Source organism: Bradyrhizobium sp. STM 3809 (genome assembly GCF_000239795.1).
Classification (GTDB): Bacteria; Pseudomonadota; Alphaproteobacteria; order Rhizobiales; family Xanthobacteraceae; genus Bradyrhizobium.
In genome coordinates, this window is the sequence record NZ_CAFJ01000132.1 from 1 (window position 1) to 10,930 (window position 10,930).

A 10,930-nucleotide genomic window follows, 5' to 3' on the forward strand; every position below is an offset into this window, starting at 1 on the left:
TTCGTAGCCCGGATGAGCGAAGCGACATCCGGGGTCACGCGAGCTGCCTCGGAGAACCCGGATATCGCTACGCTCATCCGGGCTACGCAACCTCACGCCGCGATCAGCCCGAACTCCAGGCCGGCCACGAAATCCTCGGCCATCACCTCGTCGCAGAACTCGCGGGCGGCGTCGCGGGCGGATTCGGTGGCGAATCTGCGCAGCAGGATCAGCAGCGGCTCGGCCGCGTCGCGATCGGTGGCGCAATGCGTCAGCACGCGCTCGACCATCTTGCGGCGCAGGATCGCCGCGCCGCTGAGCGTATCGGCAAAGCCGTTCTCGCGGCAGACCTCCAGCGCGATCGCGAACGCATCGAACGTGGTGTCGGGGATGCCCGCCTTGCGCAGCAGGCCCTGCAGGCTGGCGCGGCCGCGGTCGTTGAGCAGCGCCGCCACCCGTGCCCGCGGCATCTCGGAGAGCTCCGACAGCGCGATCTCGAACAGCTCGACATTGCCCGAGAGCAGCGCGCGCAGGATCAGTCCCGCCGTGAGCTGCGAAGTGACCCGCAGGTGCTGCACCAGGCCGCGCAGCTCCTCGCCGCGCGAACGCGCCGCGATGGTGATCGTCGAGCGGTCGCGCGCGTCGTTGGTGACACGCTCCGCGCGGTCGGCGCTGAGCCAGTTCCGGGCGACGACGAACTGCGCCAGCGTCTGCGAGAGCTTGTCGACCAGCGCCGCGCGCGTTGCGGCCGGCAGATCATCGAGCACCAGCATGGCCTCGCGGATGGCGGCGAGATGGCCGTGGCGCTCGACGATGCGATCCCAGGAGAACGGCGCCAGTGCGGCATAGGCGTTCTCGATCAGCTCGAGCGCGGCCGCCGCGCTGCCGACCTCGGCGATGGCGGCACAGACCGGCGCCGGCACGCCGATGCGCCGCGCGATCGCGCATTGCGTCTCGGAGTTGCCGGTCGCGACGATGTCGACGAGGTCGGCATCGAGCAGGAGCGGCGAATGTTCGAGGATGATCGCGGCCACGGAGGGCTGGTCGGTGGCGAGCGCCTGGACGATGGCGGCCGGGGCGTCCTCGCTGCGCGCGAACACCTCCGCCATGGCCTGCCGCACCAGCGGCGACGGATCATCCAGCAGCATGAGGAGCGCGCCCTCTGCGGCGCAGCGATCCTCCTCGCCGAGATCCGACACCAGCCACGCCCGCGCGAGAGCCCTGGTGGCCTCTGCCCGCTCGCCTGCGGGTGCGGTTCTGACCCAACTGAGAAACTGCCGAACGATCATGGTCTTTCCGGCTTACGCAACTTTGCAAACAAGGCCACGAGGGCCTCAACAACACCGAAAATAAACCACGACGCTTAACAAAGCGTTCACCATAAGTGGCTGGTTTTGTTGATGTTTTGTTAAGCCTCGACCGGATTGATTACTCCATTACCGAAAACTGCCCCATTTCTCAGTAGTTCGACGGACGGCATGCACAGGCGGGCCACCGCGCCAAGCGACGCGGGATCACCGGATTAATACTGTCGGATCAATCTCTTGGATGCGCGCCGGAGCAGATACGCGTCACCTCAGCCCGAGAACGTGCCGTTGCGATCGCTGAACAGGTCGAGCCGGCGCTGCCCGCTGCCGCTGCCCTCATTATTGCTGCTGGTGCCATCGCCGGAGCCGGCGCTCGCCACCGAGGAGCGGCCCCACAACTCGCGGACCGTCGGCGAGACGGTCTGGCCCGACTGGCCATCGACCTGGAACAGCGAGCGGAACATCGGATCGGCCGGCCGCCCCGCCGAGGCGTCGGCTGTGGTTGCGGACGCGGCTTGCGACGATCCCCGCGCATCCGGGAACATCGACAGGAAGGTCGCGGTGTCCGTGGTCGGCAGCGCACCACCGCCGGCGGCATTGGCCGCGACATTGGTCGATCCACCATACAGCGCCAGGGCGCCGCGCGTCGCCGAGGAGTTGGCGGCGCCCGCGTAGCGCGAGCTCAGCACCGAATAGACCTGGGAGACGCTGCGGGCCTCACCGTCGCGATCGTAGAAGATCGAGCGGTTGGCGGCGGCTGCGCCGGGAAACAGCCGGGCCGCCGAGGCATTCGGGGTATCCTGGGCGCTGGTGATCAGCTTCGCCGCGCCGCCCGCACCCATGAAGTGAGCCATGTAGAGTTCGGCATCGGTCGGCCGCCGGCCGATCATCCCGGTGAGCTGGAAACTGTTGGACTGCGTCAGCGCCGCCGCCATGGCCGACGACGCCTTGGGGTCGTCGCGCAGCTTCATGATCGCCTGGCGCATGGCGGGATCACTCACCGTATAGTCGCCTGACGACGTCCGGGTGATGGCGTCGGCATATTGGCCATAGCCGAGATCGGGGCCCGCCTGCTTGACGGTGCCGAGCCATGTCTGGTCGATGAACTGATAAAGCCCGCGCGCCGACGACGTCGATGCGCCGGCAGTCGGGTTGAAGTCCGACTCCATCTTGGCCGTCGACAACAGATATTCGAAGCTGGTGCCGACCGTATCCGCAGCCTGCTTGATCGCGCCGGCGACCTTGGCGCGGACGTTGTCGAGGAGACCGGTGGGCGAGGAATTGGATGCGTCGACCGACATGGGAAGACCCGCTGTTTGCAGATTCGCTGGCAGACGAACGCGCCGGAAACATCAGGCAAAATGCGGCTTTGATGGTTAATGGCCGGTTAATTTGACAGAACTGACAAGGCCAATGAACGAGTCCGGCGATCCCCGGATGCAGGTCTCTGACCCACCGGCGCGCGCTCGCGTGGCTCTCTGACCGACCTATTTGCGATAGACCTCAGCCGGATCGAACAGCCGGTCCGCATCGACGAAGACGAGCCGCGACTCGCCATCGCCCGCCTTCTCGACCTTGCGATAGAAGCAGGAATGACGGCCGGTGTGACAGGCCGCACCGCGCTGCTCGACCCGCAGCCACACCGCATCCTGGTCGCAATCGGTGCGCATCTCGACGACGCGCTGGGTCTGGCCCGAGCTCTCGCCCTTGCGCCACAGCGCATTGCGCGAGCGGCTGAAGTACCAGGCCTCGCCGGTCGCGATGGTCTTGCGCAGCGCCTCGTCGTTCATGTGCGCGACCATCAGCACGTCGCCGCTCACGGCGTCGGTGGTCACGCAGGTGACGAGACCGGCGGCGTCGAATTTCGGGAGGAAGGCAACGCCCTCCTCGCGCTCAGCCGAGGATGAAGACACGGAATTTCTCTGATCGAGGCCCGAAACAGCTGAACTCTGCTGCGCTCAGCGCTGCGGCGAGCGCACCATGGACAGGAAGCGCGACTGCTCCGCCGGGTTGTCGCGGAACATGCCGGTGAAGCGGCTGGTGAAGGTGACGGCGCCATGCTTGGCGACGCCGCGCACCGACATGCAGGTGTGCTCGGCCTCGATCATCACGGCCACGCCGCGCGGCTTCAGCACCTCGTCGATCGCGGCTGCGATCTGCGCGGTGAGATGCTCCTGGGTCTGCAGCCGGCGGGCGAAGATGTCGGTCAGCCGCGCCAGCTTCGACAGGCCCACCACGCGCTCGACCGGCGTGTAGGCGATATGCGCGCGACCGTAGAAGGGCATCATGTGATGCTCGCATTGCGACGTGAACTCGATGTCGCGAATCAGCACGAAGTCGTCATAGCCGGCGGTCTCGCCGAAGGTGCGGTCGAGCACCTCGGCCGGGCACTGGTGATAGCCCTGGAACAGCTCGTCATAGGCCTCGACCACCCGGCGCGGCGTATCGATCAGCCCCTCGCGGGTCGGATCCTCACCGATGTAATTGAGCAACGTGTAGACGGCGGCCTCGGCCTCGGCACGCGACGGCCGGGGACGGTCGGGGCGCACCGCCGCAGCCAGAAACTCGGCCGGATCGAGCTCCGCCGGTCGCTCACCCGTCAACTTGGTTTCGGACGGCTTACCCTCGGGCTTGTTGGCGCGCAGCGTCTTGATCAAAGTGTCCATCTCGTCTCCGTTCGACCGGTCGGCGGACCGACCGGAGTGTCACCGGCAGAGCGTCACCTTGGACGGCGTCACCTGCAGAGGTGGTACCCGCAAGCCCGGCGCTTCCGGCGCCCAGGGCGTGTGGATGTGGCTGGAATTCCTGCCAATCGTTTCCATATAGTCGCAATATAGGGCGATGAAACCCGGCCGCCAAGGCCGAGCCGCCGGTAATTCCGGCAGGATCTCTTGGACGTCAGACAACATGCTGAATGACATCTACAACAAGCGCATCATCGAGCTGGCCGGCAACATTCCGCGTCTCGGACGGCTGGAGCACCCCGATGCGACCGCCACGGCCCATTCCAAGCTGTGCGGTTCCACGGTGAAGGTCGACCTCAAAATGGACGGCCCGGTCGTGACCGATTTCGCCCATGACGTGAAGGCCTGTGCCCTGGGCCAGGCCTCGTCCTCGATCATGGCGCGCCACGTCGTCGGCTCCAGCGCCAGCGAACTGCGGGAGCTGCGCGACACCGTCCGCCGGATGCTGAAGGAGAACGGCGCCCCGCCCGAGGGCAAATGGGCCGACATCGCCCTGCTCGAGCCGGTCCGCGATTACAAGGCTCGCCATGCCTCGACGATGCTGACCTTCGACGCAGTGGTCGACGCCATCGGCCAGATCGAGGCGAAGGCGGGGGCGAAGGCCGAGGCCGCAACGGGCTGAGTCCGGCTCTGCAGCGTGAGCCGACAGCCGACGAGCCACCCGGCCGGCATACTCCCTCTCCGGGTCATTCCGGGGCGCGCGCAGCGCGAGCCCGGAATCCATCACCACAGGCCGGCATTTGATCCGAGATGACGGTTGCGCTTGTCCTTGTCCCACGACCGCGCGGGGTCATGGATTCCGGGCTCAGCCCTGCGGGCTGCCCCGGAATGACGATGTGGAGGGAGCGCGCCTCAGATTTGATGTCACGGGGATGAGTGGAGGCCTGCGCCCGCAGAACAAGACTGGAGCGACATCCGGAGGTCACCGATACGGCTCCTGAGAGCCGATGTCGCCAATGCTTGCCCTTTCAGGCGGACGCTGTCGCTGACTCCGGCCGCAGCGGCGGCACTCGTAGCCGATCCTATTGCGGCGGCGGCGTAGCAGCGACCGTCGCCGGAGGCAGAGCTTCGGCGGTGCGCGAGAGCGGTTTTTCGTAGGACACCGAGAAGCGGTCCTGCTGCTTGGCCTGGCCCGGCTCCGCCCGCTTCGACACCACCTCGGCGACCGGCGTCGTGCCCCTGGGCGGCATCACGTCGGCGAGCAGCTCCGTGGTCATCACGTTGGTCGAACGCAGTTCGGCGCGGGACAGCTCGTGCAGATCCTCCCACGGCGGGACGTTCAGCGCGAGCAGCAGCAGGTCGCCGGCGCCACCCATGTCAAAGGTGTATTTGGCGAGGCGGCCGATATCGCGCTCCACGATCATGAGGTCCTGAGCCGAATAGCTCGCCGCCTTGGCGTCATCGGCGCGGTCGCCCATCCAGATCTGGTGAACGCGGACATGTGCTGTGTCGGGAACATAGCGGTTCGTGCCGGCGAGCAGCAGGAACACGCACATCGACTCGCAATAGGCCTCCGGCACGATCCGCGGCCGTTCGTTGGCGCGGCTGGGTCGCTGCGTGGTGCCGACCGTGGTGCGCATCTTCAGCGCGCGGAAGCGGCGGCCGAGCGTGATCGCGTCGTTGACCGAGCCACCACTGGAATCCAGCACAAGCGTCGCGCCGCTGAGATCGCGGTCACGGGCAAAGTCCTCGAAATCCTTCGGACTGTCGCTGGTGACGATACCGACCGCGCTGACCCAGCTGCAATTCGGCTCACAGGCCACCCAGCTGAACCGCATCGGAAGCTTGCGCTCTTCCATCGCACCGCCGGCGCGCGCGGCGTTGGACAGGAGGGAACCCGCGCCACTCAGGACCATGCCCAGCGCTGCAACACCGAGAAGCATCCAGCGCAATCCACGCGACCGCAGCAATTTCACGCGCACTCCGTTCCCCCCGCTCGGTATGCAGTTCCCCGTCGTCCTCGCTGGCAGACCTGACAAATCGGCCTCAAATCCGTTATGACTCTGTCACATCGTTGTCTGGAATCGTATCCGGGCAATTCCTGACCGTCCAGGTGCGCCGCACCGCAGCGCTGCTGAAAACCGGCCATTGTTGCATCACATCACCACACGAGCACGCGAGCGCTTGGTTCCTGCCGAGGAACTGCTCATCGTGCGCACATCCGTACGGCAGCGCGCCCATGAAGCACTCATGCACTGACCCGACATGCCATTCAGCGCACACTCTGTCAGGATTGCTGTCGCAGATGCCGCGCCGCGGCGCGCGCATGCTGATCTGGCTGTATCGCGTCACGCTGTCGCCGCTGGTCGGCTCCAACTGCCGCCACGTGCCCACCTGCTCTGTCTATGCCGACGAAGCCATCGCGCGTTACGGCCTCTGGGCCGGCGGCTGGATGACGCTGGCGCGGTTGCTGCGTTGTCAGCCGTTCGGCACGTCGGGCATCGACAATGTCCCGGCTGACAGTCCGGCCGGCGCCAGCTGGTATCTGCCTTGGCGCTACGCACGTTGGCGCGGCGTGAACGGACCGGCCTGATGCGCCGCAGCAGAGATCTTTGCGAAGATCGTCTGATTTGAGGAAAATCGGACTAGCAAAGTTTCGAGCAAGGATTAGTCTGATCAATGAGGGCGGTCGCGTTCAAAGGAACGTCGCCGCGCGGTGCTGCATTGATGTTGAAACTCCTTTTTGGGAGGACCAACGATGCGCTGGACGATCCACCCGAGATCGCGCCGATCCCGCACCGGCATCGGCTCCGATCCTACGCATGACCATCACACCAGCCACGACGTTCGACAGGTCGACCTGCTGTGCATCATCGCGCTGCTGATCGCCATTGTCGGCGCCTGGCGCTATCTCGACGACAGCACCACCCTGCCCCCGACGACGACCTCCTACATCGTGCCGAGCCAGAGCGTGCATTGGTGACACGCGGAGGCAGGCCAGGTCACGGTGCGTTACGGGGTCACTCGACAGGGTAACTCAAGATCTCACCACCGCGGAAAGAAGAAGAAGTCATCGCGGCGCGGTGGCGGCGGGTAGTTCGGAATTGACGCCGGCGGACGTGGACCCCGGCGAGCGCGCGGCGCCGCGCCGGTCTCAGCGGGACCGGTGGCCTCCGCCGAAATGGTGGCGTCGCCAGCCGGCGCCCTCACCGACAGCAGCACGTTCGACTCCCGCGTGCGCCAGCGATAGCCGATGCCGAAGTCGAGCGGCTGCGCGCGTTCGAACAGCCTCGCGTAGCTGGGCTGATACATGTCCGGAAACTTGTCGATCGGTCCGGAGTAACGCCCGAAGGGGAAGAAGCGCCACGCGCGCGTATCATAGCTCGCCAGCGGAATGCCGGAATCGTCCTGGATGATGGTCGCGCTGTTGCGCAGCAGCCAGCTGCGCACCTGGGAGAAGCTGCCCATGTGCAGCAGGTAGGACGCACTCTTCAGCAGGCTGTTGCCCGGCGCCAGCGGCTCGCAGAATTTGAGGAAGCCGCTCGTCTTCACCCCGGAGTCGGAGAGATCGGTCGAAAAGTAGTACAGCGTCTTCTCGACGCCGTCGGCGCCGGCGAAGACGATGCGGGCTCCCTTGGTCGCGTTACGGGTCGGGGGCTCGTTCGCTGCATGCACATTGCCGCCGTCATCCAGCCAGATCAGGCCCGCGCTGCGGATCGTCTTGCCGGTTCGCGCCAGGAATACGTAGAGGATCGGCAGCGTCCCCTCGATCTCGCCTTCGCGCAGATCGGTCTTCATGTCCTTGGTGATGAAGAACGAGAAGCTGAGGATCGATTGCAGGGAGCGCGCGACATAGGACAGCTCGGGCCCGATGACGCCGCGCGGCAATCGGGTGAGATCCGGGAGCGGTCCGGTCGGCTCCAGCGCGGCCATCACATAGGTCGTGGCTTTCGGGTAGAAGGCATCGGCATAGAGAAAGTCGGGCCCCGAGAAGAAATAGAACATCGTCGGCCGCGGCGCCGCGAGGTTGGCGTCGGTCCAGGCCCTGATCTTCGACAGCTGCCGCTGCTCGAGCTGATTGAACGCATTGTCGAAGAAGGCCGCATGCCGCCGCCACGCGGCGTCCTGCGTCAACGGCATGAGAGGCGAGCCCGCCTGCGGCGTCAGGCCCGCCAGCACGCGCGCGGTGTCGTCCACGGTGACGGTCTGAGCCCGGACGTCACAACTCATCGCGACGACGAGGCACGCAAGGGCGAAACAGAGTCTCGGCAGCAGTAACATCTTTTCAATCCGGACCCGACGTCGCCGACAGGGCGGCGCGCGGCCGCGCATGGGCGAACCAATAGATCAGCAATCCCGACATCATCGCCACGGCACCGAGCCCAGCCTGCCAGGGCCGCGCCGCGACCAGATAGTACATCATGAATCCGGTGACGCTGAGGAAGATCAAGGGCGTGACCGGATAGCCCCAGGCCCGATACGGCCGCGGCAGATCGGGTTGGACGACGCGCAGCCTGAACAGCCCGAGGACGGTCAGGAACGAGCAGGACAGCAACGAGAACTGAACCACGTCGAGCACCGCCTCGAAGCTCTCCGTGAACAGCATCAGCGTTGCCACCGCCAGCTGGAACAGGACCGCGTAGACCGGCGCGCCATTGCGCGAGCGGCGGGCGAACACCGCGAGCGCCGGAATGTCCTCGCCCATGGTCATCAGCACCCGCGGACCGATCCACATCATCGCGGCAATCGACGGCACCAGCCCGATGCAGATCATCGCCGCAACGAAGCGTCCGCCAGTTTCGCCGAAGATATGCGCTCCGGCGATGCTCGCCACCTGCAACTGCCCCGCAAGCTCGCTGGGCGGTGCTGCGCGGAGGAACACCGCATTCAATGCCACATAGAGCACGAGCACGATCAGCGTGCCCACCAGTAGCGCCCGCGGCAGGGTGCGCTCGGGGGCGTGCAGTTCACCGATGATGTAGGTTGCGGCGTTCCAGCCGGAGAATGCGTACATCACGAATACGAGGCCGGTGGCGAATGGCGCGCTGGTGGCATAGCCGATGTCGGTCGCGGCCGGCGCAAAACGCACCGGTTGCGGGTCTGCAATGCTGGCGCCGGCGACCAGAAAGGCGACGATCAGGCCGAGCTTCAGTACAGTCGACAGCAGTTGGAAGCGGCTCGATTGGCGAATGCCGCCGAGCTGAACCACCGCCACCCCCCAGACGGCGCCGACGGCGAGCGCCATCGGCGGAACACCCGGCAGCACTGCCCGGCCATATTCACCGAATGCCATGGCAGCCAGCGCGACGGGTGCGGCGAAGCCGACCGTGGATGACACCCAGCCCGCCATGAAGCCGACCGCCGGGTGGAACGCGCGCGTCAGGAAATTGTATTCGCCGCTGGAGCGCGGAAACATGGTCCCGAGCTCGGCGTAGGACAGCGCTCCGCAGATCGAAACGAGACCGCCGACGGTCCACAACAGCAGGATGGCAAATCCCGAGCGGAGATCCTTGACCTGGAAGCCGAGGCTGGTGAACACGCCAACCCCGATCATGTCGGCGATCACGATGGCGATGGCGACCGGCAATGACACAGATGGGATTGCGACGCTGCCCGACCGGCTCGCCCAACTGTGATCGTCAGCCTCGGCTGCAGCCATCTCGTCAACGGGCGCGTGACGCCCCTTCCCTTCAGCTTCAGGCTCATGGTCCGGCACAACCATTCAATCATAGTTAACGCGTGCTAAATATGGCCATGGCTTGCGGTAATATAGAACCTATTTTGGTCAGATCAGCCGCTGGCGCATTGCGCCGGGCGGTCGCGGGTCTCACAATCGCGACACGATGACATGGTGTGACCTCCCGCGCCGACGGGATCGACGGGTCCATCACGCTTAACGCGACCTCAACGTCGGCGGCGCAGATTGATTGAAACCGATAGTTGTGGAGGGCCTCGTCGCGGCCCTGCCCGTCTTTGGGAGACCTATGACCGGGACCGGTCCGAGATCAGGGCGAGGTCGGCGGGCGTGCCGAAGGTTTCGCTCGCGCGGGCCCTGGCGCGCGTCCCCTGGCATCGCGGCTGCGCTTCTCGCTCTCGTCCTGGCGCAATGCGGCCAGGCGCCCGATCCGGCCGCGCTTGCCGCCAATGCCGCGCCATCGCCAGGCTCGACCTTCGAGGAGCGATTCCCGGCGCCGCAGTTCAGCGACCGCTTCCCTTCGGCGCAGGAGAGCTTCCGGCTGCATACGCCCGCCGATTTCGCGCCGAAGCCGGCGCCCTATCGAGTTGCGGCGCTGGAGCCGCAAGCGCCGGTGGGGCGGCCGCGCGAGGATCTCACGACGCTCGTCAGCATGAAGTCGTCGGCCTTCCCCTATTTCGGCAACAATCCGGCGTCCGACGCACCATTCCTGAACGTCTCCAGCGGCGAGCGCCGTGGCCATCGCAGCTTCTCGGGCCGCGTCTATTGGCAGGACCAGACCTACAATGACAGCCGCGTGCTGGTGCACGTGCCGGAGCAGTTCGACGTCCGCAAGCCCGGCGTGATCGTCGTCTTTTTCCACGGCAACGGCGCCACGCTGGAGCGCGACGTCCGCGACCGCCAGCTGGTGCCGCAGCAGATCACCGGATCCGGCGTCAACGCCGTGCTGCTGGCGCCGCAGATGGCGGTCGATGCCGCTGATTCGAGCGCCGGCAAGTTCTGGCAGCCGGGCGGCTTCAAGCGCTTCATGGACGAGGCGGCGGTCAATTTGGCCCGGCTGACCGGCGATCCCACCAGCGAGAAGACCTTCGCCGGCATGCCGATCGTGATCGTCGGCTACAGCGGCGGGTTCCTGCCGGCGGCGTGGAGCCTCGAGGTCGGCGGCATCAGCGAACGCGTCCGCGGGGTGGTGCTGCTCGACGCGGTCTATGGCCAGCTCGACAAGTTCGCCAACTGGATCGAGCGCAACCGCGCCGGCTTCTTCA

11 protein-coding genes are annotated in these 10,930 nt (G+C 66.1%); 4 read left to right on the top strand and 7 right to left on the bottom strand.

The window, feature by feature from the left end; all coding sequences use genetic code 11:
* Nucleotides 1-92: 92 nt before the first annotated feature.
* The 4 genes from BRAS3809_RS06610 to folE form a co-directional block, all read right to left on the bottom strand.
* Complete coding sequence (locus tag BRAS3809_RS06610) at nt 93-1,268, bottom strand: DUF2336 domain-containing protein (RefSeq protein ID WP_008961316.1); 1,176 nt, start codon at nt 1,266-1,268, stop codon at nt 93-95.
* Nucleotides 1,269-1,555: 287 nt separating this feature from the next.
* Nucleotides 1,556-2,587: a transglycosylase SLT domain-containing protein gene (locus BRAS3809_RS06615; RefSeq protein WP_008961317.1), complete on the bottom strand. Its 1,032-nt coding sequence runs from the start codon at nt 2,585-2,587 to the stop codon at nt 1,556-1,558.
* A gap of 186 nt (nt 2,588-2,773) precedes the next feature.
* Nucleotides 2,774-3,199 carry a phosphoribosyl-AMP cyclohydrolase gene (gene hisI, locus BRAS3809_RS06620; RefSeq protein ID WP_008961318.1) on the bottom strand — a complete coding sequence of 142 codons (426 nt, stop codon included), beginning with the start codon at nt 3,197-3,199 and terminating at the stop codon, nt 2,774-2,776.
* A 45-nt stretch (nt 3,200-3,244) separates the two neighbouring features.
* Nucleotides 3,245-3,952 (bottom strand): GTP cyclohydrolase I FolE, encoded by a 708-nt coding sequence (folE, locus tag BRAS3809_RS06625; RefSeq protein ID WP_006612926.1) that lies wholly within the window; start codon nt 3,950-3,952, stop codon nt 3,245-3,247.
* A 241-nt stretch (nt 3,953-4,193) separates the two neighbouring features.
* Between folE and BRAS3809_RS06630 the strand changes: the two genes are divergently transcribed.
* The gene (locus tag BRAS3809_RS06630; RefSeq protein ID WP_008961319.1) at nt 4,194-4,652 is read left to right on the top strand and encodes an iron-sulfur cluster assembly scaffold protein; all 459 of its coding nucleotides are present in this window, start codon (nt 4,194-4,196) and stop codon (nt 4,650-4,652) included.
* A 400-nt stretch (nt 4,653-5,052) separates the two neighbouring features.
* Here the strand turns inward: BRAS3809_RS06630 and BRAS3809_RS06635 are convergent, their stop codons facing one another.
* Nucleotides 5,053-5,952, bottom strand: coding sequence for a COG3904 family protein (locus tag BRAS3809_RS06635; protein WP_008961320.1), 900 nt, complete (start codon nt 5,950-5,952; stop codon nt 5,053-5,055).
* A gap of 257 nt (nt 5,953-6,209) precedes the next feature.
* Between BRAS3809_RS06635 and yidD the strand changes: the two genes are divergently transcribed.
* The gene (gene yidD, locus BRAS3809_RS06640) at nt 6,210-6,563 is read left to right on the top strand and encodes a membrane protein insertion efficiency factor YidD (RefSeq protein ID WP_035655572.1); all 354 of its coding nucleotides are present in this window, start codon (nt 6,210-6,212) and stop codon (nt 6,561-6,563) included.
* A 165-nt stretch (nt 6,564-6,728) separates the two neighbouring features.
* Complete coding sequence (locus tag BRAS3809_RS06645) at nt 6,729-6,953, top strand: hypothetical protein (RefSeq protein ID WP_008961322.1); 225 nt, start codon at nt 6,729-6,731, stop codon at nt 6,951-6,953.
* Between the two features lie 62 nt (nt 6,954-7,015).
* On the opposite strand, the gene BRAS3809_RS06650 is transcribed toward BRAS3809_RS06645, so the two are convergent.
* Both BRAS3809_RS06650 and BRAS3809_RS06655 read right to left on the bottom strand, forming a co-directional pair.
* On the bottom strand, nt 7,016-8,251 hold the full coding sequence (locus BRAS3809_RS06650; RefSeq protein WP_008961323.1) for a hypothetical protein: 1,236 nt from the start codon (nt 8,249-8,251) through the stop codon (nt 7,016-7,018).
* A gap of 4 nt (nt 8,252-8,255) precedes the next feature.
* On the bottom strand, nt 8,256-9,629 hold the full coding sequence (locus BRAS3809_RS06655) for an APC family permease (RefSeq protein WP_008961324.1): 1,374 nt from the start codon (nt 9,627-9,629) through the stop codon (nt 8,256-8,258).
* Nucleotides 9,630-10,068: 439 nt separating this feature from the next.
* On the opposite strand from BRAS3809_RS06655, the gene BRAS3809_RS06660 reads away from it, so the two are divergent.
* Nucleotides 10,069-10,930 (top strand): hypothetical protein (locus BRAS3809_RS06660; RefSeq protein WP_035655576.1); only part of this gene is annotated, 862 nt, incomplete at its 3' end.

Bases quoted from the DNA above. Each gene is read 5' to 3' on its own strand.
- BRAS3809_RS06610 (WP_008961316.1), bottom strand. From the start codon at position 1,268: ATGATCGTTCGGCAGTTTCTCAGTTGGGTCAGAACCGCACCCGCAGGC.
- BRAS3809_RS06615 (WP_008961317.1), bottom strand. From the start codon at position 2,587: ATGTCGGTCGACGCATCCAATTCCTCGCCCACCGGTCTCCTCGACAAC.
- folE (WP_006612926.1), bottom strand. From the start codon at position 3,952: ATGGACACTTTGATCAAGACGCTGCGCGCCAACAAGCCCGAGGGTAAG.
- BRAS3809_RS06630 (WP_008961319.1), top strand. From the start codon at position 4,194: ATGCTGAATGACATCTACAACAAGCGCATCATCGAGCTGGCCGGCAAC.
- yidD (WP_035655572.1), top strand. From the start codon at position 6,210: ATGAAGCACTCATGCACTGACCCGACATGCCATTCAGCGCACACTCTG.
- BRAS3809_RS06645 (WP_008961322.1), top strand. From the start codon at position 6,729: ATGCGCTGGACGATCCACCCGAGATCGCGCCGATCCCGCACCGGCATC.
- BRAS3809_RS06650 (WP_008961323.1), bottom strand. From the start codon at position 8,251: ATGTTACTGCTGCCGAGACTCTGTTTCGCCCTTGCGTGCCTCGTCGTC.
- BRAS3809_RS06655 (WP_008961324.1), bottom strand. From the start codon at position 9,629: ATGGCTGCAGCCGAGGCTGACGATCACAGTTGGGCGAGCCGGTCGGGC.